At 56.2% G+C, this 25,285-nt stretch carries 25 protein-coding genes; 16 read left to right on the top strand and 9 right to left on the bottom strand.

Annotated elements, in window-relative coordinates:
• Positions 1 to 3: 3 nt before the first annotated feature.
• A complete protein-coding gene (fdnG, locus tag PUP35_RS21545) occupies positions 4 to 3,054 on the bottom strand; it encodes a formate dehydrogenase-N subunit alpha (RefSeq protein ID WP_164850642.1) in 3,051 nt (1,016 codons plus the stop codon).
• Between the two features lie 372 nt (positions 3,055 to 3,426).
• Between fdnG and fdhD the strand changes: the two genes are divergently transcribed.
• Both fdhD and PUP35_RS21535 read left to right on the top strand, forming a co-directional pair.
• Positions 3,427 to 4,263, top strand: a complete 837-nt coding sequence (gene fdhD / locus PUP35_RS21540) for a formate dehydrogenase accessory sulfurtransferase FdhD (RefSeq protein WP_274241364.1) — start codon at positions 3,427 to 3,429, stop codon at positions 4,261 to 4,263.
• 114 nt (positions 4,264 to 4,377) lie between these two features.
• Positions 4,378 to 4,590: a DUF1471 domain-containing protein gene (locus tag PUP35_RS21535; RefSeq protein WP_023309747.1), complete on the top strand. Its 213-nt coding sequence runs from the start codon at positions 4,378 to 4,380 to the stop codon at positions 4,588 to 4,590.
• A 39-nt stretch (positions 4,591 to 4,629) separates the two neighbouring features.
• Here PUP35_RS21535 and PUP35_RS21530 read toward each other — a convergent pair whose 3' ends face one another.
• Both PUP35_RS21530 and PUP35_RS21525 read right to left on the bottom strand, forming a co-directional pair.
• Positions 4,630 to 4,953: an AzlD domain-containing protein gene (locus PUP35_RS21530; protein WP_111963949.1), complete on the bottom strand. Its 324-nt coding sequence runs from the start codon at positions 4,951 to 4,953 to the stop codon at positions 4,630 to 4,632.
• Positions 4,953 to 5,612: an AzlC family ABC transporter permease gene (locus PUP35_RS21525; RefSeq protein WP_008501825.1), complete on the bottom strand. Its 660-nt coding sequence runs from the start codon at positions 5,610 to 5,612 to the stop codon at positions 4,953 to 4,955. Before PUP35_RS21525 ends, PUP35_RS21530 begins: the two co-directional genes overlap by 1 nt.
• Positions 5,613 to 5,714: 102 nt before the next feature.
• Between PUP35_RS21525 and PUP35_RS21520 the strand changes: the two genes are divergently transcribed.
• From PUP35_RS21520 to yiiM, 6 genes are all read left to right on the top strand, one after another.
• Positions 5,715 to 6,263, top strand: coding sequence for a helix-turn-helix domain-containing protein (locus PUP35_RS21520; protein ID WP_023309744.1), 549 nt, complete (start codon positions 5,715 to 5,717; stop codon positions 6,261 to 6,263).
• Positions 6,264 to 6,280: 17 nt separating this feature from the next.
• Complete coding sequence (locus PUP35_RS21515) at positions 6,281 to 7,276, top strand: LacI family DNA-binding transcriptional regulator (protein WP_127732649.1); 996 nt, start codon at positions 6,281 to 6,283, stop codon at positions 7,274 to 7,276.
• A 104-nt stretch (positions 7,277 to 7,380) separates the two neighbouring features.
• Entirely contained in the window at positions 7,381 to 9,504 is a 2,124-nt protein-coding gene (locus PUP35_RS21510; RefSeq protein WP_274241356.1) for an alpha-galactosidase, read from the top strand.
• A gap of 44 nt (positions 9,505 to 9,548) precedes the next feature.
• Entirely contained in the window at positions 9,549 to 10,814 is a 1,266-nt protein-coding gene (locus PUP35_RS21505) for an MFS transporter (protein WP_127732645.1), read from the top strand.
• A gap of 162 nt (positions 10,815 to 10,976) precedes the next feature.
• Complete coding sequence (gene sodA, locus PUP35_RS21500; RefSeq protein WP_003861999.1) at positions 10,977 to 11,597, top strand: superoxide dismutase [Mn]; 621 nt, start codon at positions 10,977 to 10,979, stop codon at positions 11,595 to 11,597.
• Between the two features lie 70 nt (positions 11,598 to 11,667).
• Complete coding sequence (yiiM, locus tag PUP35_RS21495) at positions 11,668 to 12,342, top strand: 6-hydroxyaminopurine reductase (RefSeq protein WP_407719103.1); 675 nt, start codon at positions 11,668 to 11,670, stop codon at positions 12,340 to 12,342.
• A 52-nt stretch (positions 12,343 to 12,394) separates the two neighbouring features.
• On the opposite strand, the gene cpxA is transcribed toward yiiM, so the two are convergent.
• The gene (cpxA, locus tag PUP35_RS21490; RefSeq protein WP_045329509.1) at positions 12,395 to 13,768 is read right to left on the bottom strand and encodes an envelope stress sensor histidine kinase CpxA; all 1,374 of its coding nucleotides are present in this window, start codon (positions 13,766 to 13,768) and stop codon (positions 12,395 to 12,397) included.
• Positions 13,765 to 14,463, bottom strand: a complete 699-nt coding sequence (cpxR, locus tag PUP35_RS21485) for an envelope stress response regulator transcription factor CpxR (RefSeq protein WP_006179159.1) — start codon at positions 14,461 to 14,463, stop codon at positions 13,765 to 13,767. Before cpxR ends, cpxA begins: the two co-directional genes overlap by 4 nt.
• A gap of 151 nt (positions 14,464 to 14,614) precedes the next feature.
• Here cpxR and cpxP point away from each other — a divergent pair, with 151 nt between their 5' ends.
• The 7 genes from cpxP (at position 14,615) to PUP35_RS21450 (ending at position 21,329) form a co-directional block, all read left to right on the top strand.
• On the top strand, positions 14,615 to 15,121 hold the full coding sequence (gene cpxP / locus PUP35_RS21480; protein WP_024909200.1) for a cell-envelope stress modulator CpxP: 507 nt from the start codon (positions 14,615 to 14,617) through the stop codon (positions 15,119 to 15,121).
• 197 nt (positions 15,122 to 15,318) lie between these two features.
• Positions 15,319 to 15,615, top strand: coding sequence for a TM2 domain-containing protein (locus tag PUP35_RS21475; RefSeq protein WP_115876978.1), 297 nt, complete (start codon positions 15,319 to 15,321; stop codon positions 15,613 to 15,615).
• Positions 15,616 to 15,870: 255 nt separating this feature from the next.
• The gene (gene fieF / locus PUP35_RS21470; protein ID WP_023309697.1) at positions 15,871 to 16,764 is read left to right on the top strand and encodes a CDF family cation-efflux transporter FieF; all 894 of its coding nucleotides are present in this window, start codon (positions 15,871 to 15,873) and stop codon (positions 16,762 to 16,764) included.
• A gap of 174 nt (positions 16,765 to 16,938) precedes the next feature.
• The gene (gene pfkA, locus PUP35_RS21465; protein ID WP_023309696.1) at positions 16,939 to 17,901 is read left to right on the top strand and encodes a 6-phosphofructokinase; all 963 of its coding nucleotides are present in this window, start codon (positions 16,939 to 16,941) and stop codon (positions 17,899 to 17,901) included.
• A gap of 209 nt (positions 17,902 to 18,110) precedes the next feature.
• On the top strand, positions 18,111 to 19,100 hold the full coding sequence (locus PUP35_RS21460) for a sulfate ABC transporter substrate-binding protein (RefSeq protein WP_029741703.1): 990 nt from the start codon (positions 18,111 to 18,113) through the stop codon (positions 19,098 to 19,100).
• A gap of 107 nt (positions 19,101 to 19,207) precedes the next feature.
• Positions 19,208 to 19,951, top strand: coding sequence for a CDP-diacylglycerol diphosphatase (locus PUP35_RS21455; RefSeq protein WP_115876979.1), 744 nt, complete (start codon positions 19,208 to 19,210; stop codon positions 19,949 to 19,951).
• A gap of 73 nt (positions 19,952 to 20,024) precedes the next feature.
• Positions 20,025 to 21,329 (top strand): SLC13 family permease, encoded by a 1,305-nt coding sequence (locus PUP35_RS21450; protein WP_127732639.1) that lies wholly within the window; start codon positions 20,025 to 20,027, stop codon positions 21,327 to 21,329.
• 81 nt (positions 21,330 to 21,410) lie between these two features.
• Here the strand turns inward: PUP35_RS21450 and tpiA are convergent, their stop codons facing one another.
• Together tpiA and PUP35_RS21440 are read right to left on the bottom strand one after the other, a co-directional pair.
• Positions 21,411 to 22,178, bottom strand: a complete 768-nt coding sequence (tpiA, locus tag PUP35_RS21445) for a triose-phosphate isomerase (RefSeq protein ID WP_014172206.1) — start codon at positions 22,176 to 22,178, stop codon at positions 21,411 to 21,413.
• 111 nt (positions 22,179 to 22,289) lie between these two features.
• On the bottom strand, positions 22,290 to 22,886 hold the full coding sequence (locus PUP35_RS21440; RefSeq protein WP_115876982.1) for a DUF1454 family protein: 597 nt from the start codon (positions 22,884 to 22,886) through the stop codon (positions 22,290 to 22,292).
• 112 nt (positions 22,887 to 22,998) lie between these two features.
• Here PUP35_RS21440 and PUP35_RS21435 point away from each other — a divergent pair, with 112 nt between their 5' ends.
• On the top strand, positions 22,999 to 23,418 hold the full coding sequence (locus PUP35_RS21435; RefSeq protein WP_023293600.1) for a DUF805 domain-containing protein: 420 nt from the start codon (positions 22,999 to 23,001) through the stop codon (positions 23,416 to 23,418).
• On the opposite strand, the gene fpr is transcribed toward PUP35_RS21435, so the two are convergent.
• The gene (gene fpr / locus PUP35_RS21430) at positions 23,419 to 24,165 is read right to left on the bottom strand and encodes a ferredoxin--NADP(+) reductase (protein WP_148244647.1); all 747 of its coding nucleotides are present in this window, start codon (positions 24,163 to 24,165) and stop codon (positions 23,419 to 23,421) included.
• 96 nt (positions 24,166 to 24,261) lie between these two features.
• On the bottom strand, positions 24,262 to 25,272 hold the full coding sequence (gene glpX / locus PUP35_RS21425; protein WP_032662725.1) for a class II fructose-bisphosphatase: 1,011 nt from the start codon (positions 25,270 to 25,272) through the stop codon (positions 24,262 to 24,264).
• Positions 25,273 to 25,285: the final 13 nt, after the last annotated feature.

Below are 25,285 nucleotides of genomic sequence, written 5' to 3'. Positions count from 1 at the left end.
CCGTTACACCTTTTCCACGTTCACGAGGAAGGCCTTAAACTCCGGCGTCTGCGTGTTCGCATCACCGACGAACGGCGTCAGGGTGTTCGCAATGAACCCTTTCTTCGCCACGCCCTCATAGCCCCAGTGAATCGGAATACCGATGGTATCCACCTGCTGACCGTGAACGTTCAGCGTGCGAATACGCTTAGTCACCACCGCCTTGGCTTTAATGTAGCCACGGTTAGAGGAGACCTTCACGGTATCGCCATGGGCAATGCCGAGCTTGTTCGCCAGCTTCTCACCGATCTCCACAAACTGTTCCGGCTGCGCGATCGCGTTAAGCAGCGCGTGCTTGGTCCAGTAGTGGAAGTGCTCGGTCAGACGGTAGGTGGTGCCCACGTACGGGAACTTGTCCTTTTTACCCAGCGCTTCAAAGTCGCCTTTGAAGATACGGGCTGCCGGGTTTGAGACCACGTTCGGGTGCAGCGGGTTGGTGCCCAGCGGCGTCTCAAACGGCTCGTAGTGTTCCGGGAACGGACCTTCCGCCATCTTATCGATAGCAAACAGACGCCCCATCCCTTCGGGCTGCATGATAAACGGCCCAACGTCGCTGCCCGGTGCGGCAGTGCTGTAGTCCGGAATATCCACGCCGCCCCATTTCGCACCGTCCCACTTCAGAAGCTGACGCTTCGGATCCCACGGGTTACCCTGCGGGTCAGCGGATGCGCGGTTATAGAGGATACGGCGGTTGAGCGGCCACGCCCATGCCCAGCCCAGCGTATTGCCAAGGCCCGACGGGTCGGCGTTATCGCGGTTTGCCATCTGGTTGCCTTTCGGCGTCCAGCTACCGGCAAAGATCCAGCAGCCGCTGGAGGTAGTACCGTCATCGCGCAGGTGCGCGAAGGTGCTGAGCTGATCGCCTTTCTTCGCCAGTACGGTGCCGGTGGCCGGGTCAATAACGTCCGCCAGCGCCTTACCGTTGCTCTCCATCGCCACTTCTTCTGGCGCAGGATTTTCCGGCGTCGAGTAGTTCCAGGTCATGTTCAGCACGGGTTCCGGGTTCGCGCCGCCTTCTTCCGCATACATCTTACGCAGGCGTAAGAAGATGCCGGCCAGGATCTCGCCGTCGTTCATGGCGATGCCCGGGGCGTCCGCACCTTTCCAGTGCCACTGCAGCCAGCGTCCGGAGTTGACGATAGAGCCGTTCTCTTCCGCGAAGCAGGTCGATGGCAGACGGAACACTTCGGTCTGAATCTTCGACGGATCGACGTCGTTCGATTCGCCGTGATTCTGCCAGAAGGTCGAGGTCTCGGTATTGAGCGGGTCAATCGTCACCAGGAACTTCAGTTTCGACAGCGACTCAACAACCTTGTTCTTGTTAGGGAACGAGGCCACCGGGTTAAAGCCCTGGCACAAATAGCCGTTCACTTTGCCCTGGTGCATCATCTCGAAATACTGCAGAACGTCATAACCTTTGTCCCACTTCGGCAGCCAGTCAAAGCCCCAGCTGTTTTCAGCCGTCGCTTTATCACCGAAGAACGCTTTCATCATCGAGACGAAGAACTTCGGATAGTTGCCCCAGTAGTTCACCTGGCCTTCAAGCAGCGGTTTAGGCGTGCTGGCCGTCAGGTAGGTTTGCAGGTCGGTCTGTTTCTCGCTTGGCAGGCTCATGTAACCCGGCAGGCTTTGGGACAGCAGGCCGAGGTCAGTCAGACCCTGAATGTTGGAGTGACCGCGCAGGGCGTTCACGCCGCCGCCAGCCATACCCATGTTGCCGAGCAGGAGCTGAACCATCGCCATGGTACGGATGTTCTGCGCACCGATGGAGTGTTGCGTCCAGCCGAGGGCGTACAGGAACGACGCGGTTTTGTCCTTCGCGCTGGTTTCGGCGATAAGCTCGCACACCTTCAGGAAGTCCGCCTTCGGCGTACCGCAGATGTTTTCGACAACCTCAGGCGTGTAGCGGGAAACGTGCTCTTTCAGCAGGTTCCACACGCAGCGCGGGTGCTGCAGGGTGGTGTCGCGCTTCGCAAAGCCTTTTTCATCCAGCTCGTAGTTCCAGCTGGTTTTGTCGTATTTGCGTTTTTCGGCGTCGTAACCGCTGAACAGGCCATCTTCGAAGTGGTAATCCTCACGCACGATCAGGCTGGCGTTGGTATAGGCTTCGGTGTATTCGCGGTTATATTTTTCGTTGGTCATCAGGTACAGCAATACGCCTGACAGGAAAGTGATGTCAGTACCTGAACGAATAGGGGTGTAGAAATCCGCCACTGACGCAGTACGCGTAAAGCGGGGATCGATCACAATCAGTTTCGCACCGTTGTGGATTTTGGCTTCCATCGCCCAGCGGAACCCGACAGGGTGCGCTTCAGCGGCGTTACCGCCCATCACCACAATGAGGTTGGCGTTCTTGATGTCGACCCAGTGGTTGGTCATCGCACCGCGACCAAATGTTGGAGCAAGACTTGCTACCGTTGGTCCGTGTCAGACACGCGCCTGGTTGTCGACCGCGAGCATACCGAGTGCGCGCGTAAATTTCTGGGTTAAATAACCGGTTTCGTTGCTTGAAGCGGAGGCACACAGCATCCCGGTGGAGAGCCAGCGGTTGACCGTGACGCCGTCGGCATTCTTCTCAACAAAGTTGGCATCGCGGTCTTCTTTAATGTGTTTTGCGATGCGGTCAAACGCCTCTTCCCAGCTGATTTGCTGCCATTTGTCGGATCCAGGCGCACGATATTCAGGGAATTTGAGACGGCTTTCGGAGTGGATAAAGTCCACCAGACCGGCCCCTTTGGGGCACAATGCGCCGCGGTTAACCGGATGATCCGGGTCGCCTTCGATATGGAAAATAGACGCTTTGGCGTTTTTAGCACCGTCGCCGAGGCTATACATTAACAGCCCGCAACCGACAGAGCAGTACGTACAGGTATTACGGGTTTCACGGGTGCGCAGCAGTTTATACTGCCGCGTTTCCGCCAGCGCTACGCCGGGCGCAAAGCCCAGTGCCGCTGCCGTGGTGCCTGCCATACCGCCAGCGCAGATCTTAAAGAACTGCCTTCTGCTGACCTGCATGGGTCACTCCTTGTTTCGACATTGCTTACATATGTAGTTTTGACTTCGCGGTTGAGAATTGACCGCAAAGGAGAAAAATTTGCGTTAATCCCTCAATTCCACGAGGGATATCATCAGAATACCACATTGTCGGTACCGCTGTTCTAATGGCGTTAATACAAAGTGAACGTATTATCACCATGTTGATTATAAAGTGTGACATTGATCACGTTAACAGCTCTGCATGTTAAAGCGGTGTAGCCGGTGGCAGGTTGCACCCCTGCTAAATGAGTAGGAGAATGGTTATCGAAAAGTTGATCCATACTATGCGTACAGCCTGTGGTTTATGCTGCAATAGCACGCTCACCTCCGTGGTTGTTCAGGAATACCGCTGTGTCTAAACAAAACCGTGCTCCCCACTCGTCACCACTACCTGCAGGTATTGTGGAACTGTCGGTATACCGACCGCCCCACATCACCCATGCCACGCCGGATTTTCTGGCGGAAGAAGTACCCGTTGCGCTCGTTTACAACGGCATCTCGCATGTGGTGATGATGGCGTCTCCGAAAGATCTTGAGCTGTTCGCCATCGGTTTTTCCCTCTCGGAAGGCATCATCGAGCATCCGCAGGAGATCTACGGTATGGACGTGGTGCAGGCCTGCAACGGTCTTGAAGTGCAGATCGAACTCTCCAGCCGCCGCTTTATGGGGCTGAAAGAGCGCCGTCGCGCGCTGGCCGGGCGTACCGGCTGTGGCGTGTGTGGCGTTGAGCAGCTCAATGATATTGGCAAACCCGTTGCGCCATTGCCGTTTACTCAGACCTTTAATCTGGCGCACCTCGACCCTGCGCTTGAGCACCTGAATGATGTACAGCCCATCGGCCAGCTGAGCGGCTGCACGCACGCGGCGGCATGGGTGTTGCCGTCGGGGGATATTGCCGGGGGACATGAGGACGTTGGCCGCCACGTGGCGTTGGACAAGCTGCTCGGTCGCCGGGCACGTGAAAGTGAGGTCTGGAAGCAGGGGGCAGCACTCGTTTCCAGCCGGGCCAGCTACGAGATGGTGCAAAAGTCCGCCATGTGCGGTGTGGAAATTTTGTTTGCGGTGTCGGCGGCGACCACGCTGGCGGTAGAGGTAGCGGAGCGCTGCAACCTGACGCTGGTGGGCTTCTGCAAGCCGGGAAGGGCGACGATTTATACCCATCCACAACGATTGATAGTTGATCAGTAATTTTGAATGATAATAGCAAATCCTTCCGCTTTTAGTTGATCATGATGAGGTCTAGTATTTATCTCATCAAGGCACGGTGCCTTACCAAAACAACTTAATGAAAGGGTTTATATCATGAAAAGCATCAAAACTTTTGTCGCTGTAATCGCTCTGGCTACTTCTTTCGGTTCTTTCGCTGCACAGACCGTAACCGCAACCGCCTCTACCATTGATGGCGCAGAAGCTAAAATCGCGGCTCAGGCTCAGGAAGCCGGCGCGTCATCGTACAAAATTACCCAGGCGTTCTCAGGTAACCGCGTACACATGACCGCTGAACTGACTAAATAAGCTGTCACACCGTCGAAAGAGCGCCCCCGGGGCGCTTTTTTAGTTTATGCCCGCCACGCGCAGCAGCGCGGTTACCACTGCCGCCGCTACGATCACCACAATTAACGGCATCTTCCGCCAGGCCAAAAACACTGCAAACGCCACGCCCAGCACGCGCGCCATGCCGGCAAAGTGGTCACCTTCATAAAACGTGGTCGCCAGCGCCACGGAAAACAGCAATACCGTTGCCGCATCTGACAGCAGCGCCTGTGAACGCTCTGACAATGCCAGCCTGCTGCCCAGTTTCGCTCCGCCAAGACGCATCAAATAGGTTCCCGCAGACAAAATGGCGATGCCGAGAATAAAGAACGTCATGTTTTCCATTATTTTTTCCTCGCGGCAAGACCGAGTAAAGAGAGCAGTACCGGCAGACCTACCGGGGCAAACGGCACGGCGGCCAGCGACAGAACGGCACCGCTGCAGGCGCGTATCAGCGTGGTGCGGTTTTTAAATGCGGGAACCACTAATGCCAGCAGTATCGCCGGGAATACCGCATCCAGGCCTATGGTTTCCGGGTCCGGCAGCAGTTTGCCGACCATGGCACCCAGCAGCGCGCCAAGCGGCCAGACGATGGCGACGCCTAAACCGCACAGCCAGTAGGCGGCTTTACGCTGCTCGGCGGTTTTTTGCGACAGGCCAAACACCACGCTTTCGTCGTTCATGATGTGGCAGCCCAACAGGCTCAGACCGCGCTTACCGACCAGCTCACGCACCGTCACGCCAAACGGCACGTGGCGCGCGTTGACCAGCAAACCCGCGGCTGCAGCCGCCAGCGGGTTACCGCCGCTTGCTACAATGCCGATAAACATAAACTCTGACGCGCCCGCGAGTACGGTGATGGAGAGCACAAACGGCACCCAGACCGGGAAACCGTAGGCCATCGCCAGCGAGCCGTAGGACATTCCCACCACGCCCACCGCGAGGCAGACCAGGATGATTGCTTTTATGGTGTCGCCTTTCAGACAAGAGAGATGATGCTTCATACATTTTTAGCCATATCGAACGTGTATCCATTATAATGAACGCAACGAAACTGATTTTCAAGGCGAACGATTCGTTCGTTTTATAGAACAAGAGGCCGTTATATGACGCAGCCAATCAGCCTGATCGCTAAAAGTCTGGTGCGGGAACGTCTGCGCACCGGGCTTTCGCTGGCGGAAATTGCCCGCCGTGCCGGGATCGCTAAATCCACGCTTTCCCAGCTGGAGTCCGGCAACGGTAACCCTAGCCTGGAAACGCTGTGGTCGCTCTGCGTGGCGCTGGATATTCCTTTCGCCCGCCTGCTTGAGCCGCAGTTGCCGACCACGCAGGTGATCCGCCGTGGTGAAGGGACAAAAGTGGTCGCCGGACAGGCTAATTATGAAGCCATTTTACTGGCGGCATGCCCACCCGGCGCGCGCCGCGATGTCTATCTTCTGATGACCCAACCGGGCGCAGATCGTATTTCTCAGCCGCATCCGCCGGGCTCTGTTGAACATATTATTGTGACGCAGGGCCGGGCGCTGGTCGGCCTGCTCGACGCGGCGGAAGAGCTCGGCGCAGGGGATTACATTTGTTATCCCGCCGACCAGCCGCACATCTTCAAGGCCCTGGAGCCAGACACTTACGCGCTGCTGGTGGCGGAACAAAACTAACAGAGATACGGAAACTCATGTCGCTTAAAGCCATTGCCAAAGAACTGGGGCTGTCAGTCACCACCGTCAGCCGCGCCCTCAACGGATATGACGACGTCTCCGCCGAGACGCGCGCTCGCGTAGAAGCGGAAGCCCAGCGACGCGGCTATCGGCCTAACACTTTCGCCCGCCGCCTGAAGATGGGCAAAATTGATGCCGTTGGGCTGGTGTTCCCGGTCCATCCTGTTCCGCTCAATAACAGCGTATTTATGGACATGGTCGGCGAAATTAGCCACGAACTGGCGCGACATGAGATCGACTTATTGCTTATCGCCGACGACGATCTGGCGGATAAGCACAGCTATATGCGCATGGTGCAAAGCCGCCGCGTGGATGCGCTGATTGTGGCCCACACGTTGGATCGCGATCCGCGACTTGAGCAGCTGCAGGCCGCCGGATTTCCCTTTCTGGCGCTTGGTCGCAGCCAGCTACCGCAGCCGTACGCGTGGTTCGACTTCGACAACTATGCCGGTACGTACAATGCTACACGCTGGCTAATCGGGAAAGGCCATCAGCGCATTGCCCTACTGGGCGAAAGCAACAATCAGGCATTCATCACCCAGCGTCGTCAGGGCTATCTGGACGCGTTGCGGGAAGCCGGGCTTTCCAGCGAATGGCTGCGCGCCATGCCCCCTTCGCGCCGCGTGGGTTATGCCACCACGAAAGAGCTTCTCTCGCTGTCGCAGCCGCCCACGGCCATCATTACCGACTGCAACACTCACGGTGACGGCGCGGCGATGGCGCTGGCAGAGCTGGGCCGTCTGACCGGCGAGAGCGCCGTTGCGCTGGTTGTTTATGACGGGCTCCCGCAGGACAGTATCGTCGATGCCGACGTGGCGGCAGTGATCCAGTCCACCCGCCAGGGCGTCGGGAAACAGATTGCCGATATGGTGCGTCAGCTGATTAACGGCGACGATATTGAACGGCTTCAGGTGCTCTGGCAGCCCGAATTTTCTCCCGGCCAAACGGCCTGAATCTCTCCATTTTCTAAACCCGATCACAAAACCGAAACGTTTTGGTTTGTATCCGAAACGTTTCGGATCAACACTCAGGTCATCCCGATGACAGGAGATGTCTGATGCAAGATTCCGTTTTACGACTTGAAAGCAACACGGTAGATGTGGTGATCAAAACGTACCCGTTCGCCGAAATTCTCTACTGGGGGCCGCACCTTCAGCACTTTTCGCCACAGGATGTTGCTATGATCGCGCGCCCTGTTGCCAACGGCAGGCTTGACGTCGACTCCCCGGTCACGCTGATGGCCGAGCTGGGGCACGGTCTGTTTGGTGCTCCCGGCATTGAGGGGCATCGGCAGGGGCTGGACGGTTCACCCATGTTCACCACCACAGACGTACAGCAGTCAGGACAAACCCTGACGGTGACGGCGGAAGATGAACATGCGGGCCTGCGTCTGACCAGCGAGCTGGCGCTGGATGCCAGCGGCGTGCTGGTGGTTCGTCACGGTTTAACGAACCTGAAAGCGCAGGCGTGGCAGGTGGACCGTTTCGCCGTCACGCTGCCGGTGGCCGAACGCGCTCAGGAGGTGATGGCCTTCCACGGTCGCTGGATCCGGGAATTTCAGCCGCATCGCGTGACGCTTGAACACGACAGCTTTGTGATTGAAAACCGCCGGGGTAAAACCTCCCATGAACACTTCCCGGCGCTGATTGCCGGGACGCCGTCGTTCAGCGAAATGCACGGCGACGTCTGGGGCGTGCATCTGGGCTGGAGCGGCAACCACCGCCTGCGTGCGGAAGCCAAAACCGACGGCCGCCGCTATCTGCAGGCTGAAGCCCTCTACCTGCCGGGCGAAATGGCGGTTGAGGAGGGCGATACGCTCTGGACGCCGCGCCTGTATGCCAGCTATTCCATGCATGGCCTGAACGGCATGAGCCAGCCGTTTCATCGCTACCTGCGCAACAACGTTATCCGCTTCCCGGAAAACAAACCGCGCCCGGTGCACCTCAATACCTGGGAAGGGATCTACTTCAACCACGATCCGGACTACATCATGCGCATGGCCGACGAGGCTGCCGCCCTGGGCGTGGAGCGCTTCATCATTGACGACGGCTGGTTCAAAGGCCGTAATGACGACCATGCCGCTCTGGGCGACTGGTATCTGGATGAGAAAAAATACCCGAACGGCCTGACGCCGGTGATCGACCACGTCAAACGGCTCGGTATGGAGTTTGGCATCTGGGTTGAGCCGGAGATGATCAACCCGGATTCCGATCTGTACCGCACGCACCCTGACTGGGTGCTGGCGCTGCCGGGCTACAAACAACACACGGGGCGGCACCAGCTGGTGCTCAATCTGAGTATCCCGGAAGCATTTGATTATCTTGTGGAACGCATGAGCTGGCTTCTGGGTGAACATGAAGTCGACTACGTGAAGTGGGACATGAACCGTGAGCTGGTACAGCCGGGTCACGACGGGAAGGCCGCTGCTGACGCGCAAACCCGCCAGTTTTATCGCCTGCTGGACGTGCTGGGTGAACGTTTTCCGCACATCGAATTTGAATCCTGCTCATCCGGCGGGGGGCGAATTGACTATGAGGTGCTGACGCGCTGCCACCGCTTCTGGGCCTCGGACAACAACGATGCGCTGGAGCGCAACACCATCCAGCGCGGCATGAGCTATTTCTTTCCGCCGGAGGTGATGGGGGCGCATATCGGTCATCATAAATGTCACGCCACCTTCCGCCAGCACAGCATTGAATTTCGCGGTCTAACGGCGCTGTTTGGCCATATGGGGCTGGAACTTGATCCCCTCACCGTCGATGAGAAGGAGCGCGAAGGCTATCGCCGTTACGCCGCGCTGTACAGGCAGTGGCGCGAGGTTATTCATCAGGGCACACAATGGCGCGTGGATATGCCTGATGCCACTACGCTGGCACAGGGTATTGTGAGCGAAGATAAAACGCAGGGGCTGTTTATCGTCAGCCAGCTCGCCATGCCGGACTACACGTTGATGATGCCGCTGCGCATGCCGGGGCTTGAGCCCAGCGCGCAGTATCGTATTTCGCTGCTCGATCACCCTGATATTCACATTACCGGTGAAGGAGGCCATACCATGCGCAAGCTGCCGGCATGGATGGAAACACCGCAAACGGCGAGCGGCGAGTGGCTGATGCAGGCGGGCATTGCGCTGCCGATTCTGGATCCGGAAACCGCCGTTCTGATTGGCGTTGAACGCGTGTAAAGGTGACGGGCCGCGCTGCCGGCCCTCCGTTGAGGATAAAAATAATGAACACAACACCCTGTACCCACAAAGACAACCCTAACTTCTGGATTTTCGGGCTGTTCTTCTTTCTCTACTTCTTCATCATGGCCACCTGCTTTCCGTTCCTGCCGATCTGGCTGTCGGATATCATCGGCCTGAACAAAACCCATACCGGCATCGTCTTTTCCTGCATCTCACTCTCGGCCATTGCCTTCCAGCCGGTGCTTGGGGTGATCTCGGATAAACTGGGTCTAAAAAAACACCTGCTGTGGATCATCTCCGTGCTGCTGTTCCTGTTTGCCCCTTTCTTCCTCTACGTCTTCGCGCCGTTACTAAAAGCCAACATCTGGCTGGGCGCGCTGAGCGGCGGCATGTATATCGGCTTTGTCTTTTCGGCGGGCTCAGGGGCCATTGAGGCCTACATTGAACGCGTGAGCCGTAACAGTTTTTTTGAGTACGGTAAGGCGCGCATGTTTGGCTGCCTCGGCTGGGGGCTATGCGCCTCCACGGGCGGGATCCTGTTCGGCATCGATCCGTCGTATGTTTTCTGGATGGGTTCGGCGGCGGCGCTGCTGTTGATGCTATTGCTGGTGGTCGCGAAGCCAAAACCCAACCAGACGGCGCAGGTGATGAATGCGCTGGGTGCCAACCAGCCGCAGATCACCGCGAAAACGGTCTTTAGCCTGTTCCGTCAGCGCAGGATGTGGATGTTTATTCTGTACGTGATTGGCGTGGCCTGCGTCTATGACGTCTTTGACCAGCAGTTTGCTACCTTCTTCAAAACGTTCTTCGCCACGCCGCAGGAGGGCACTCGCGCCTTTGGTTTTGCGACCACTGCCGGGGAAATCTGCAACGCGATCATCATGTTTTGTTCACCGTGGATCATTAACCGCATCGGCGCGAAAAACACGCTGCTCATCGCCGGGGTGATTATGGCGACGCGCATTATCGGCTCGTCGTTTGCCACCACCGCCGTAGAAGTGATTGCCCTGAAGATGCTGCACGCGCTGGAGGTGCCGTTCCTGCTGGTGGGGGCCTTCAAGTACATCACCGGGGTGTTTGATACGCGTCTTTCGGCGACTATCTACCTGATTGGCTTCCAGTTTGCCAAACAGTCGGCAGCGATCTTCCTCTCCGCGTTTGCCGGAAATATGTATGACCGGATCGGTTTCCAGGAGACATACCTGATGCTGGGCTGTTTCGTGCTGGCGATTACGGTGGTGTCGGCGTTTACGCTCAGCAGCAGGGAGGAGATTGCGGCAGGCAATAAGGCGCTGGAAGTCCATTAACGCCCTGAACACATTCACTATTCCTGCGTTGGTCAAAAAATGAATAACCTTATAAAAACTACGGCATTGATAATCATTTTCAATATCATTTAATTAACTATAATGAACCAACTGCTTACGCGGCATTAACAGCTGTGCCGCCCGACAATAATGGAGAGGATTATGAGTTATACACTGCCATCCCTGCCGTATGCCTACGACGCACTGGAACCGCATTTCGACAAGCAGACGATGGAAATCCATCACACTAAACATCACCAGACCTACGTGAACAACGCGAACGCCGCGCTGGAAAGCCTGCCAGAGTTCGCTAACCTGCCTGTTGAAGAGCTGATCACCAAGCTGGACCAGCTGCCAGCGGACAAGAAAACCGTGCTGCGTAACAACGCGGGCGGCCATGCAAACCACAGCCTGTTCTGGAAAGGCCTGAAAACCGGTACCACCCTGCAGGGCGACCTGAAAGCGGCTATCGAGCGCGACTTCGGTTCCGTTGACAACTTCAAAGCGGAGTTCGAGAAAGCCGCTGCAACCCGCTTCGGCTCCGGCTGGGCGTGGTTGGTACTGAAAGGTGACAAACTGGCGGTTGTTTCTACTGCTAACCAGGATTCCCCGCTGATGGGTGAAGCGATCTCTGGCGCATCCGGCTTCCCAATCCTGGGTCTGGACGTGTGGGAACACGCTTACTACCTGAAATTCCAGAACCGTCGCCCGGACTACATTAAAGCGTTCTGGGACGTGGTGAACTGGGACGAAGCAGCAGCGCGTTTCGCCGCTAAAAAATAAGGTTGCATTGACGCCTGTGAGAAGCGAGTCTGATGGCTCGCTTTTTTTGTATCTGCAGAAAGGAGCAGCGATGCATTATCCGGTGAATGTATTTACAGGCAAGGTAAGGGAGTACGACGGCAGCCGCCCGAGCGCCATCGCCAAAATTCAGGTCGACGGTGAGCTGACGTTGACCGACCTCGGGCTTGCTGGCGACGAGCAGGCCGAAAAGAAGATCCACGGCGGGCCGGAGCGCGCGCTGTGCCACTATCCGCGCGAACACTATCAGTACTGGAAAACCGAGTTCCCCGAGCAGGCGGATCTCTTCGTCGCCCCCGCGTTTGGCGAGAATCTCTCCACCGAAGGGCTCACCGAAAAGAACGTTTTTATCGGTGATATCTACCGCTGGGGCGATGCCCTGATTCAGGTGACGCAGCCACGCTCGCCGTGCTTCAAGCTCAACTTCCATTTCGGTATTCATGACATGTCGGCTCAGATGCAAAGCGCGGGTAAAACCGGCTGGCTGTACCGGGTGGTGCTGGCCGGGCAGGTCGCAGCAGATGCGCCGCTCGAGCTGGTATCACGCCTGAGTGAGGTGTCTGTTTATGACGCCTGCGCCATTGCGTGGCATATGCCGTTTGATGACGAGCAGTATCATCGCCTGCTTTCGGCGGCGGGGCTATCGACCAGCTGGACAAGAACGATGCAGAAGCGACGTTTAAGCAGCAGGATCGAGGATAATTCCCGGAGATTGTGGGGTAAGTAGTGCCCTTCATCCCGGCCCTCTCCCCTTCGGGGAGAGGGTTAGGGTGAGGGGGTTACGAACGCTTGTACAATGGTAGCCACAGCGTTAACCGTAGTCCACCCAGCGGGCTGTCGTCGGCTTTCACCCAGCCGCGGTGCTGCTGCATGGCGGTTTCAACAATCGCCAGACCCAGCCCCGTGCCGCCGGATTCCCGGTCGCGCGCCTCATCGGTACGATAGAACGGACGGAAAATCTGCTCGCGATCTTCCGGGCTGACGCCAGGACCGTCGTCGTCGACAATGACGGTGATCCCGTCTTTATCCACCGAGAACGCCACCTCAATCTTCGTATGCGAGTAGCGCAGGGCGTTACGCACGATATTCTCCAGCGCGCTTTCCAGCGCGTTGGGGTTACCGTAAAGCGGCCACGGGCCCGGCGGGAAGTTGACGGTGAAGGATTTGCCCATCTGCTCTGCTTCGAATGCCGCGTTGTCCAGCACCTCGTGCCAGAGGTGATTCGCTTTCACCGTTTCGCTAACCAGCGCGTTTTTCTGTTGATTGCGGGACATGACCAGCAGATCGTTGATCATGCTGTCCAGGCGGTGAGCTTCGGTTTCGATACGTTCCAGCTCTTTGCTTTCCCCGCTGCGGCGACGCAGCAGCGCGGTGCCAAGCTGTAAGCGCGTAAGCGGGGTGCGCAGCTCGTGCGAGATATCCGACAGCAGGCGCTGCTGTGCGGTCATCATGCGATCGAGAGCGCTCACCATCTGGTTAAAACTGGTCCCGGCGGCAAGGAACTCCTGCGGTCCGGCTTCCAGTTCAGGGTGTTGTCGCAGGTTACCCTGTGCCACCTCATCGGCGGCATTCTTCAGCTTACGCGCCGGTTTTGCCAGGCTCCACGCCAGCCATAACAGCAGCGGCGAGCTGACCAGCATAGTAACAATCAGCAGCAGGAGAGGGCGGTCAAACAGCAGGTTGATGAAGTCGGACTGGGAGCTGCTCGCGGGGCGAATCAGGTAGAGCTGATAATTATCCTCTCCGTCCCTGACGGAGAAAGGCCCCACCATCTCTACGCGCCCATATTTCTTCTTCTGGGGATGATCGGCGTTATCCGCCTGGCCAATGAAGTTGCGGATAATCTGCATTTCATTGCGATCGGCCCCAATCACGCGGCCTTCGCTGGTCACCAGCAGCAGGCGTTGTCCGGGCGGCGCCCACTTGTCGATAGCGCGAAACAGCCTGCGCCACCACATTAAATCGTTTGGCGGATCGTTTGCCAGCTCGGCTTCCACGTGCTGCTCGATCATCACGCCCTGACGTTGCTCGCTGTCGAGAAGCTCCGTCATCTGGCGTGAGTCAAGTTTTGGCAACATCAGTACGAGCATTAAAACCAGTGCCAGCGTCAGCCAGAAGATGGCGAAGATGCGGGCGGTTAAGCTTCCTATCATGAAGCGGAAACCATCAGATAACCGCGACCACGCAGGGTTTTAAACCATGGGTGACCGTCTTTACGCTCCGGCAGCTTACGGCGCAGGTTAGAGATGTGCATGTCGATGGCGCGGTCAAACGGGGTGAGGCGTTTGCCCAGAACCTCCTGGCTTAGATGTTCACGCGAAACCACCTGGCCGAGGTGCTGCGCCAGCAGATATAGCAGGGTGAACTCCGTGCCGGTCAGTTCCAGCGTCTGGCCATCAAAGCTCGCTTCCTGACGGCCCGGGTTGAGGCTCAGGGAGTCGACTTCTAGTGTAGGTGAGCTGTTGTCGGTATTTTGCTGCTGTTCGCTCCAGTGGGAACGACGCAGGATAGCGCGAATACGGGCAACCAGTTCACGGTCGTTAAACGGCTTTGGTAAATAGTCATCCGCGCCAAGCTCAAGGCCGAGTACGCGATCAAGTTCGCTGCCGCGTGCGGTCAGCATGATTACGGGAGTCTGGTGTGTCTGGCGAAGTTCTTTCAACGTATCAATACCGTTTTTCTTCGGCATCATCACGTCGAGCAAAAGTAAATCGATGCTGTCGTCAAGGAGACTCAGCGCCTGCTCGCCATCATGGGCAACCAGGACGTTGAAACCTTCCATGTCGAGCAACTCCTTTAAAAGGGATGTGAGCTCTCGGTCATCATCAACTAACAGGATTTTATTCATTGTTTAAATACCTCCGAGGCAGAAATTACGACATCAAGGCTGTCTAATCCATGACTTTACGTTGTTTTACACCCCCTGACGCATGTTTGCAGCCTGAATCGTAGACTGTCTCTCGTTGAATCGCGACACGAAAGATTTTTGGGAGCAAGTGATGCGCAAAGTTACCGCTGCCGTCATGGCCTCAACGCTGGCGTTCAGTGCGTTTAGCCAGGCTGCTGAAGCTATCATCAGCGATAACAGTCCCTTACAAGAGGGCGCAACGCAGAACAGCAGCCAAAGCCATATGTTTGACGGCATAAGTTTAACCGAACATCAGCGTCAACAGATGCGAGATCTGATGCAGAGGGCAAGACACGACCAGCCCCCTGTTAATGTTAGCGAAATGGAGACAATGCATCGCCTTGTCACCGCAGAAAATTTTGACGAAAGCGCTGTGCGCGCTCAGGCCGAAAAAATGGCACAGGAACAGGTTGCCCGCCAGGTAGAGATGGCGAAGGTCCGCAACCAGATGTTCCATCTGCTAACGCCCGAGCAGCAAGCGGTTTTGAACACCAGACATCAGCAGCGTATGGATCAGCTGCGAGAGGTTGCACGGATGCAGCGAAGCTCAGAAACGACGTTTTTCAGTAGCAATAGCAGTACCCGTAGTAACCAGTAAACCCTGTTTTCCTTGCCATAGACACCATCCCTGTCTTCCCCCACATGATGTGGGGGTTTTTTTTATTCCTTCTTCTACCCCCCCTAAATCAAGGGCTCATTATTTTCATTCCGACGATATATTCTTTTTTAAAATAGTATTTTTCTGAATTGTTTGTAAAATATGCAAGCTACTGATAAGAAACAAAAGGGGATATCATGTCAGGAATGGTTTTTTGCCGAGGATGTGGCAAGGAGTTGCACAGTACCGCTAAGGCCTGTCCGCATTGTGGCGCAAGCCAGGTTGCAGCAGGAAGTAAAAATAAGCTTACCGCAGCATTGCTCGCTTTCTTCTTAGGAGGCCTGGGCGCACATAAATTTTACTTAGGTAAGATTGGCCAGGGATTCCTTTACCTCATCTTTTGCTGGACCTTCATACCGTCAGTCATTGCCTTCATTGAGTTTATTATCTATCTGTGCACCTCTGAAGACGACTTTGCCAGAAAATATGGTTAAGTGCTGACTTAGCATTTTCAGGTTTCAAATCAGGAAAGCCCCTTTTAAACGGGGCTTCCTTATTGATGAACGTCACGGGCGAATATCTCGTTATAAAAACCATTTATATCAATAGTATGATTGTAATCCTGCATAATCTATTTCTCTTCATCTGCGACAGGTCTTTTGCTCGTCATTTCTTTTGTTAACCGTTTATTCATCCTTTGACTCCCAATGCTTCCGTTATACTAGCGGCATAACATGACAGGAGCGTTTATGAATCAATCCTATGGAAGACTGGTCAGCCGGGCCGCCATTGCGGCGACCGTCATGGCCTCCAGCCTGTTACTGATTAAAATCTTTGCGTGGTGGTATACCGGCTCGGTCAGTATTCTGGCGGCGCTGGTGGACTCGCTGATGGATATTGCCGCCTCGTTGACCAACCTGCTGGTGGTGCGTTACTCGCTGCAGCCAGCGGACGAAGAGCACACGTTTGGGCACGGCAAAGCGGAGTCGCTGGCCGCGCTGGCGCAAAGTATGTTCATTTCCGGCTCTGCGCTGTTCCTGTTTTTAACCGGCATTCAGCATCTCGTCTCGCCAACACCGATGAACGATCCCGGCGTGGGCGTCGTTGTGACGATAGTCGCGCTTATATGCACACTCGTTCTGGTAACGTTCCAGCGCTGGGTTGTTCGCAAAACGCAAAGTCAGGCTGTAAGGGCGGATATGCTTCATTATCAATCTGATGTTATGATGAATGGGGCTATTCTTATTGCGCTCGGTCTGGCCTGGTATGGCTGGCATCGCGCCGATGCGTTGTTTGCGTTAGGGATTGGTATCTATATTTTATATAGCGCTCTGCGGATGGGGTATGAAGCGGTGCAATCACTGCTTGACCGCGCCCTCCCGGACTCAGAACGTAATGAAATTTTTTCAATCGTGACCTCCTGGCCCGGCGTCAGCGGTGCACACGATCTTCGAACGCGGCAGTCAGGGCCGACCCGCTTTATACAGATTCATATTGAAATGGAAGACAACCTGCCACTGGTACAGGCTCACGTTATTGCTGAGCAGGTCGAGCAGGCGATTTTGCAGCGTTTTCCTGGTTCAGACGTCATCATTCACCAGGATCCCTGCTCGGTTGTACCCGGTCATGTTGGGCTTTCGTAATTCGTTGTAAAAAAGTGAGCCAGGCCAGCATTTTGTGTATAAATTACCGCCGTTTGGTCTGACCTGAATCAATTCAGCTGGAAGGGATTGATATACTATTTGCAGTATTCGTTGGTCGATAAGTTTCTTCCGGCAACAGATTTCAATTTTGCATTCCTAAGTTCAGAGGTAGTCATGATTAAGAAAATCGGTGTGTTGACAAGCGGCGGTGATGCGCCGGGCATGAACGCGGCAATTCGTGGTGTTGTCCGTGCAGCGCTGACGGAAGGCCTGGAAGTTTTTGGCGTTTATGACGGTTATCTGGGCTTGTATGAAGATCGTATGGTTCAGCTCGACCGCTACAGCGTGTCTGACATGATCAACCGTGGCGGTACTTTCCTCGGTTCTGCGCGCTTCCCGGAATTCCGCGACGAACACGTTCGTGAAGTGGCTATCGAAAACATGAAGAAACGCGGCCTGGACGCCCTGGTGGTTATCGGCGGTGACGGCTCCTACATGGGTGCAAAACGTCTGACCGAAATGGGCTTCCCGTGCATCGGTCTGCCGGGCACCATCGACAACGACATCAAAGGTACTGACTACACTATCGGCTTCTTTACTGCACTCGGTACCGTTGTTGAAGCGATTGACCGCCTGCGTGACACCTCGTCTTCTCACCAGCGTATCTCTATCGTTGAAGTGATGGGCCGTTACTGTGGCGACCTGACGCTGGCGGCTGCCATTGCGGGCGGTTGCGAATTTATCGTCGTGCCAGAAGTCGAATTTAGCCGTGAAGATCTGGTTGCTGAAATCAAAGCGGGCATCGCGAAGGGTAAAAAACACGCGATCGTCGCTATCACCGAGCACATCTGTGACGTTGACGAGCTGGCGAAGTACATCGAAGCCGAAACCAAACGCGAAACCCGCGCGACCGTACTGGGTCACATCCAGCGTGGCGGTTCCCCAGGCCCTTACGACCGTATTCTGGCGTCCCGTATGGGCGCGTACGCGATCGATCTGCTGCTGCAGGGCCACGGCGGCCGCTGCGTCGGTATTCAGAACGAAAAACTGGTTCACCACGACATCATCGACGCGATTGAAAACATGAAGCGTCCGTTCAAAGGTGACTGGCTGGACTGCGCGAAAAAACTGTACTGATCGGCTCTGTTGCCCGGTGGCGCTGCGCTTACCGGGCCTACAAAGGCACGACTCGTAGGCCGGGTAAGGCGTAGCCGCCACCCGGCTTTTTTATGCGAGCACGCTTTTTTATTCCACTACGTTATAGCCAATCTTTTTTTATTCTTTAATCCTCGAATCGCTTTCTGGCACGCTGCATTCATCAAAACACTACACAAGAGAGCTGGGCGATGAATAAATGGGGCGTGGGTTTAACATTATTGCTGGCATCGACCAGCGTTCTGGCTAAGGACATCCAATTACTGAACGTGTCATACGACCCGACGCGTGAACTGTACGAGCAATACAACAAAGCGTTTGCGGCACACTGGAAGCAGGAAACCGGCGACAATGTCGTGGTTCGCCAGTCTCACGGAGGTTCTGGCAAGCAAGCGACCTCCGTCATCAACGGCATTGAAGCCGACGTGGTGACCCTGGCGCTGGCCTACGATGTCGACGCGATCGCCGAGCGCGGTCGCATTGACAAAAACTGGATCAAACGCCTGCCGGATAACTCCGCACCCTACACCTCGACCATCGTCTTCCTGGTGCGTAAAGGCAACCCGAAACAAATTAAAGACTGGAACGACCTGATCAAACCGGGCGTTTCTGTGATTACCCCGAACCCGAAAAGCTCCGGCGGCGCTCGCTGGAACTACCTCGGCGCATGGGGTTACGCGCTGCATCACAACAACGGCGACCAGGCCAAAGCGCAGGAGTTCGTGAAGGCGCTGTATAAAAACGTTGAGGTGCTGGACTCCGGCGCGCGTGGTGCCACCAACACCTTCGTCGAGCGCGGGATTGGCGACGTGCTGATTGCATGGGAAAACGAAGCGCTGCTGGCGACCAACGAACTGGGTAAAGACAAATTCGAGATCGTGACCCCGAGCGAATCGATTCTGGCTGAGCCGACCGTTTCCGTGGTCGATAAAGTGGTTGAGAAGAAAGATACCAAAGCGGTGGCGGAAGCTTACCTGAAGTATCTCTATTCGCCAGAAGGCCAGGAAATTGCGGCGAAAAACTTCTATCGTCCACGCGATCCGGCTGTTGCGAAGAAATACGAAAGCGTATTCCCTAAACTGAAACTCTTCACCATCGATGACGAGTTCGGCGGCTGGACGAAAGCGCAGAAAGAGCACTTCTCTAATGGCGGTACCTTCGACCAAATCAGCCAGCGCTAACCAGTAGCCTGTGACACGGTGACCCGGCGTGAGAAATCCGCCGGGTTTTTTATTTGGTCATCATTTTGCGTTACTCTTTTGCCTCAATCGAAAACAGGGAACGCGTTGTGAAAAAAATTATCTTATTGATCCTCATTGTCATCGCCCTTGCCGCTGGCGGCGTGTACTGGATGAAGGCGGGTAATCCGAATGCGTTAAGACATATTGTTCTCGACCAGTGTGTGCCGAATCAGATCCAGAATCGTAACCCGGCACCGTGTGTGCAGGTGAAAACGGATGCAGGCTATGTGATATTTAAAGACCGCAACGGGCCGCTGCAATACCTGCTGATGCCGACCTATCGCATCAACGGCACCGAGAGCCCGCTGTTGACCGAAGCGCATACGCCGAACTTTTTCTGGCTGGCCTGGCAGTCGCGCAGCTTTATGACCCTGAAGCGCGGAGCCGAGGTGCCTGACAGCGCCATTTCGCTGACGATTAACTCCCCGACAGGGCGCACGCAGAACCACTTTCATATTCATATCTCCTGCCTTCGCCCGGACGTGCGCGAGAAACTCAACGCCGCGCAGGCAGAAATCAGCACCCAGTGGCTGCCGCTTCCCGGCGGGCTGGAAGGGCATGAGTATCTTGCTCGTCGGGTGACGGAGAATGAGTTGGTGCAGCGCAGCCCGTTTATAATGCTGGCTGAAGAGCTGCCGGAAGCGCGCGACCATATGGGGCGCTTCGCCCTGGCGATGGCACAGCAGTCCGATGGTTCGTTTGTGTTGCTGGCAACCGAACGTAACCTGCTGATGCTTAACCGCGCGTCAGCTGAGGAACTGCAGGATCATCAATGCGCTATTCTGAATTGACCCCACCATAAATAGCGTTTACTCGCCCTGCCTGTCGCCGTAGACTTGCTGAAAAATTCTACAGGAGACAGGTATGTCGCTCTGGTCAACGTATCCTCTGCTGGTACCGTCACTGATCGTTGGCGTCACTATCGTGCTATGGGCGACGTCGCTGTTGCCGGAATTTATCACCGCGCTGCTGTTCTTTACGGCGGCAATGACCGCGAAGATCGCCCCGCCGGAGGTGATTTTCGGCGGTTTTGCCTCGTCTGCTTTCTGGCTGGTCTTCAGCGGATTCGTGCTCGGCGTGGCGATCCGTAAAACCGGACTGGCAGACAGGGCCGCCAGGGCGCTGTCGGCAAGGCTCACCGACTCCTGGGTGTTGATGGTGGCGAGCGTGGTGCTGCTGAGCTACGCGCTGGCGTTTGTGATGCCGTCGAATATGGGACGTATTGCGCTACTGATGCCGATTGTCGCCGCGATGGCGAAACGCGCCGGTATCGCAGACGGCTCCCGAGCGTGGTTTGGTCTGGCGCTGGCGGTAGGGTTTGGGACTTTCCAGCTTTCGGCGACGATTCTGCCCGCTAACGTCCCTAACCTGGTGATGAGCGGTGCGGCGGAAGGCTCGTACGGCATCCATCTGAACTATGTCCCTTATCTGCTGCTGCACACGCCGGTGCTGGGCATTCTCAAAGGCCTGATTCTGATTGGCCTCATCTGCTGGCTATTTCCCGGCAGCCCAAAACCGCCGAAAGAACAGGCGCCGTCTGAGCCTATGGGGCGGGACGAAAAGCGTCTTGCCTGGCTGCTGGCGGTGGTGCTGGGGATGTGGGTTACGGAGAGCTGGCACGGCGTGGGGCCCGCGTGGACGGGGCTGGCGGCGTCGATCATCGTTATGCTGCCGCGCATTGGTTTCATTACCGGGGAAGAGTTTTCTGCGGGGGTGAATATGCGCACCTGTATCTACGTTGCCGGTATTCTGGGGCTGGCGATCGTCGTGACGCAAACCGGTATCGGAACGGCGGTGGGCGAGGCGTTGCTCCGCATTATGCCGCTGGATGCAGGCCGACCGTTCACCAGTTTCCTGGCGCTGACCGGTATTACCACCGCACTCAACTTCATTATGACCGCCAACGGCGTTCCGGCGCTGTATACCACTCTGGCGCAGAGTTTTTCGGACGCGACCGGTTTTCCGCTGCTGTCGGTGATCATGATTCAGGTGCTGGGCTATTCCACGCCGCTGCTGCCCTATCAGGCGTCGCCGATTGTGGTGGCGATGGGGTTAGGAAAGGTGCCTGCCAGGGCGGGGATGGTGCTTTGTCTGGCGCTGGCTATTGCAACGTATCTGGTGCTGCTGCCGCTGGATTATCTGTGGTTTAGCCTGCTGGGACGGCTGTAAAAAAGCCCGGTGGCGCTGACGCTTACCGGGCCTACAAAACCGCAGGGCGGGTTAGCGAAGCGCCACCCGCCACAAAGGCAATTACGCCTGTTTAGCCGCTTCTGCCGCTTTAACGATCACCGCGAAAGCGTCCGCTTTCAGGGATGCACCGCCAACCAGCGCGCCATCGATGTCTGGCTGGGTGAACAGCTCAGCAGCGTTGGAAGCGTTAACGGAACCGCCGTACTGGATAATCACTTGCTCAGCGACTTTGGCGTCAGCTTTCGCAATGTGGTCACGAATGAATTTGTGAACAGCCTGAGCCTGTGCAGGGGTTGCTGATTTGCCGGTACCGATCGCCCAGACTGGCTCGTAAGCGATAACCGCGCCTTCGAACGCTGCCGCGCCCTGGGTTTTCAGCACTGCATCGATCTGGCGTGCGCACACTTCTTCAGTTTTGCCCGCTTCGTTTTCTGCTTCGGTTTCACCGATGCACAGAACCGGGATCAGACCCTGCTCTTTCAGCACGGCGAATTTCTTCGCGATGAACTCATCGGATTCTTTGTGATAGGTGCGACGCTCGGAGTGGCCGATGATGATGTATTTCGCGCCGATATCTTTCAGCATTTCAGCGGAGGTTTCACCGGTGAAAGCGCCAGACAGGTTAACGTCAACGTTCTGCGCGCCCAGAATGATGTGGCTGCCATCAGCGGCGTGTTTAGCCAGATCCAGATACATATCCGGCGGAGCGATCGCAACCGCGCAGCCGGTCACGCCAGCCAGCTCTTTACGCAGGTTCGCAACCAGTTCGTTTACCATGTGGCGGCTGCCGTTCAGCTTCCAGTTACCCATCACTAAAGGATGTCGCATTTCAATTCTCCACGCTAAATAAGCGAATTAAGGAATATGGCCACCCTGTCGGGCAGCATGGTCTGTGAATCAGTATAGAGATTTTCCCTCGAAAGGCTTTGCTTTTTGTCATTAATTCGCCCCGCCGAGAGTGTCAGATAGTGCCAGCTTAATCGGTTCAACAGCGAAGGTCAGTCCTTTTTCGCCGTTGTCCGCCACAACATAGCGGATTGCGCCCTCGGTATCGGCGTAGTAACGCTTGTTTTTACCGGCAGCGAGGAGTTTTTGCAGCTTTTGCTGGCTTTGCTTTTTCGTCAGTGCCGGGGTAAACGCCTGCAGGACCGCGCTCATGTACTCCAGCGCTTTCGCCTTAGCGGCTTTCTGCTCTGGCCCCTGTATCGGCAGCCAGGTGATTTGCATGCTTTTGATTTTTAAAGTACCGCGCTCCAGCGCCGTGGAAGCATACAAATTCTCATTTATCTTGCTTGCCGCACGGGTCAGTGTGGGGGTATCGCGTGAGCCATCAATGGCGCGAAATTCATCCAGCGGCAGCGTGGGGTTGGTCTGATTGAAGGTTTCACGAAACTGGCTGATGGACTGATCGAACGACGGCGCGCCCGCCAGCAGATACGGTGCTGTGGTCGGGGCTGTGGTTTCGGCGGCGTGCAGGGGATAACCCGCGCTGATCAGCGCTAAACACAGGAAAAGAGAACGTGCCGAACTTTTCATCAACATTGCCCCTGGCCGTAAGTGCTCATGATTAAAACGATATCTGGTCGGCTTGTCAAAAGGTCACAACTCCAGGGTAAAATGCGCGCTATACGATAATAAGGAACCTTACATGACCATACAGCAGTGGCTGTTTTCATTCAAAGGGCGTATTGGACGCCGTGATTTCTGGATCTGGATGGTGACGTGGGTTGTCGCCATGCTGCTTCTGTTTTTCGTTGCTTACAACGCATGGCTGAGCACGCAAACGGCGGCCTTCGCGCTGGTCTGCCTGCTATGGCCAACGGCGGCTGTTGTTGTTAAACGCCTGCACGATCGCGGTCGTTCCGGCGCGTGGGCATTTCTGATTATTCTGGCGTGGATGCTGGTGGCGGGGAACTGGGCGATGCTTCCGTCCATCCTGCCGTGGGTTGTGGGCAGGCTGCTGCCTTCGGTCATCTTCGTGATGATGATTGTCGATCTGGGTGCGTTTATTGGCACCCAGAGCGAAAACAAATACGGTAAAGACACCGTTGAGGTGAAATACCGCTGATCACCAGTAGTGTTCGGCGGTCATATGGCCCGGCCGGCGGCGAAGATGTTTCGTCATCTGCCGGGTATCCTTCAGAAGCTGCTGCGTGTCCCGTACCATCTGCGGGTTGCCGCACAGCATGACGTGGCTGGTTTCAGCGTTCAGCGGCAAACCCACCGCCTCTTCCAGGGCACCACTTTCAATAAGCGCCGGCACGCGGCCGGTCAGCGTTCCTGCTATGGTTTCACGGCTGACCACCGTCTGAATCTTTAACTTTCCGCCGTACTGTTGCTCCAGCGCCTGCATCTGCGGCAGGTAGCTCAGATCTGCAGCGTAGCGCGCGGCGTGCACCAGCACGATGTTTTTAAAGCGCTCGAGGTCTTTGCCGTACTGCAAAATAGAGAGATAAGGACCGATGGCCGTGCCGGTTGCCAGCATCCAGAGCGTGTCACAATCCGGGATCTCTTCGAGCACAAAGAAGCCTGCCGCTTCACTCACAATTTGCACGTCGTCGCCGGGCTTAAGGGCGGCAAGGCGCGGGCTGAGCTTACCGTCAGGAACGGTAACCAGATAGAATTCGAGATCCGGGTTATCAGGCGCGTTAACGTAAGAGTAGGCGCGCTGCACGCGCTCGCCGTCGACATCCAGTCCCAGCTTCGCAAATTGCCCGGCTTTAAACGGGTGAACGGGAGCATGTACGGTGAGACTAAATAGCGCATCGGTCCAGAACTGTACCTTTGTGACTTTACCTGTTACCCAGTCCGCCATGATCTTCTCCTGTGCTGTTTCTCTGTTCTATCTTCCGTACTTGTGGTGACAATTTCCAGCCCGTCAGGGCCGGAAAGCTCTATCGATCAAACGGTTTTACAGAATGTGCGTCTGCACGTCCGGGTCTTTGCGGTCGAGATAGTGGATAGACTGGATGCGACGAATGGTGCGTGATTTACCGCGGATCAGCAGCGTTTCGGTGGTCGCCATATTGCCCTTGCGGGTGATGCCGTCCAGCAGATCGCCTTTGGTGATGCCGGTCGCCGAGAAGACCACGTTATCGCTACGGGCCATCTCGTCCAGCGCGAGCACTTTATTGGCCTCGATGCCCATCGCTTCGCAGCGCGCCAGCTCGTTTTCCCCGATGCGGCGGTTCTCTTCGCTGTCGCCTTTCACCTCGTGGCGGGGCAGCAGACGGGCCTGCATATCGCCGTCCAGCGCGCGGATCACGGCCGCAGAGACTACGCCTTCCGGTGCGCCGCCGATGCCGTACAGCACGTCCACTTCGCTGTCCGGCATGCAGGTCAGGATCGAGGCGGCAACGTCACCGTCCGGAATGGCAAACACGCGCACGCCGAGCTTTTGCATCTGCGCGATGGTGGCGTCGTGGCGCGGTTTTGCCAGAATCGTCACGGTGAGTTCGCTAAGGGGTTTGCCCAGGGCTTTGGCGATGTTGTGCAGGTTCTCTTCCAGCGGCAGGCTGAGGTCGATTGCGCCTTTCGCGCCAGGACCGACAATCAGCTTTTCCATGTACATATCCGGCGCGTTAAGGAAGCAGCCCTTATCGCCCACGGCCAGCACCGCCAGGGCGTTGGCCTGACCCATTGCCGTCATGCGGGTGCCTTCGATCGGGTCAACCGCGATATCCACGGCATCGCCTTTACCGGTACCGACTTTTTCACCGATATAGAGCATCGGCGCTTCGTCGATCTCGCCTTCGCCGATCACGATGGTGCCGTCGATATTGACCTGGTTAAGCACAATGCGCATGGCATGGACGGCTGCACCGTCTGCGGTATTTTTATCGCCGCGACCCAGCCACTTATAGCCTGCAAGGGCGGCTGCTTCGGTGACGCGGGAAAACTCGATAGCAAGTTCACGTTTCATGAGGTACTCGTGC

Origin of the sequence: Enterobacter sp. S-33 (assembly GCF_028735835.1) — a bacterium.
Lineage (GTDB): Bacteria > Pseudomonadota > Gammaproteobacteria > Enterobacterales > Enterobacteriaceae > Enterobacter > Enterobacter vonholyi.
The sequence above is the reverse complement of the archived record's forward strand: the minus strand, read 5'-3'. Positions and strand labels throughout refer to the sequence as shown.

Coding starts and splice junctions, on each gene's coding strand:
- PUP35_RS21525 (WP_008501825.1), bottom strand. CDS start 5,612: ATGAAGCATCATCTCTCTTGTCTGAAAGGCGACACCATAAAAGCAATC.
- fieF (WP_023309697.1), top strand. CDS start 15,871: ATGAATCAATCCTATGGAAGACTGGTCAGCCGGGCCGCCATTGCGGCG.
- PUP35_RS21535 (WP_023309747.1), top strand. CDS start 4,378: ATGAAAAGCATCAAAACTTTTGTCGCTGTAATCGCTCTGGCTACTTCT.
- glpX (WP_032662725.1), bottom strand. CDS start 25,272: ATGAAACGTGAACTTGCTATCGAGTTTTCCCGCGTCACCGAAGCAGCC.
- tpiA (WP_014172206.1), bottom strand. CDS start 22,178: ATGCGACATCCTTTAGTGATGGGTAACTGGAAGCTGAACGGCAGCCGC.
- fpr (WP_148244647.1), bottom strand. CDS start 24,165: ATGGCGGACTGGGTAACAGGTAAAGTCACAAAGGTACAGTTCTGGACC.
- PUP35_RS21450 (WP_127732639.1), top strand. CDS start 20,025: ATGTCGCTCTGGTCAACGTATCCTCTGCTGGTACCGTCACTGATCGTT.
- PUP35_RS21530 (WP_111963949.1), bottom strand. CDS start 4,953: ATGGAAAACATGACGTTCTTTATTCTCGGCATCGCCATTTTGTCTGCG.
- PUP35_RS21510 (WP_274241356.1), top strand. CDS start 7,381: ATGCAAGATTCCGTTTTACGACTTGAAAGCAACACGGTAGATGTGGTG.
- PUP35_RS21440 (WP_115876982.1), bottom strand. CDS start 22,886: ATGAAAAGTTCGGCACGTTCTCTTTTCCTGTGTTTAGCGCTGATCAGC.
- cpxA (WP_045329509.1), bottom strand. CDS start 13,768: ATGATAGGAAGCTTAACCGCCCGCATCTTCGCCATCTTCTGGCTGACG.
- cpxP (WP_024909200.1), top strand. CDS start 14,615: ATGCGCAAAGTTACCGCTGCCGTCATGGCCTCAACGCTGGCGTTCAGT.
- sodA (WP_003861999.1), top strand. CDS start 10,977: ATGAGTTATACACTGCCATCCCTGCCGTATGCCTACGACGCACTGGAA.
- pfkA (WP_023309696.1), top strand. CDS start 16,939: ATGATTAAGAAAATCGGTGTGTTGACAAGCGGCGGTGATGCGCCGGGC.
- PUP35_RS21505 (WP_127732645.1), top strand. CDS start 9,549: ATGAACACAACACCCTGTACCCACAAAGACAACCCTAACTTCTGGATT.
- cpxR (WP_006179159.1), bottom strand. CDS start 14,463: ATGAATAAAATCCTGTTAGTTGATGATGACCGAGAGCTCACATCCCTT.
- yiiM (WP_407719103.1), top strand. CDS start 11,668: ATGCATTATCCGGTGAATGTATTTACAGGCAAGGTAAGGGAGTACGAC.
- PUP35_RS21435 (WP_023293600.1), top strand. CDS start 22,999: ATGACCATACAGCAGTGGCTGTTTTCATTCAAAGGGCGTATTGGACGC.
- PUP35_RS21460 (WP_029741703.1), top strand. CDS start 18,111: ATGAATAAATGGGGCGTGGGTTTAACATTATTGCTGGCATCGACCAGC.
- PUP35_RS21475 (WP_115876978.1), top strand. CDS start 15,319: ATGTCAGGAATGGTTTTTTGCCGAGGATGTGGCAAGGAGTTGCACAGT.
- PUP35_RS21515 (WP_127732649.1), top strand. CDS start 6,281: ATGTCGCTTAAAGCCATTGCCAAAGAACTGGGGCTGTCAGTCACCACC.
- PUP35_RS21520 (WP_023309744.1), top strand. CDS start 5,715: ATGACGCAGCCAATCAGCCTGATCGCTAAAAGTCTGGTGCGGGAACGT.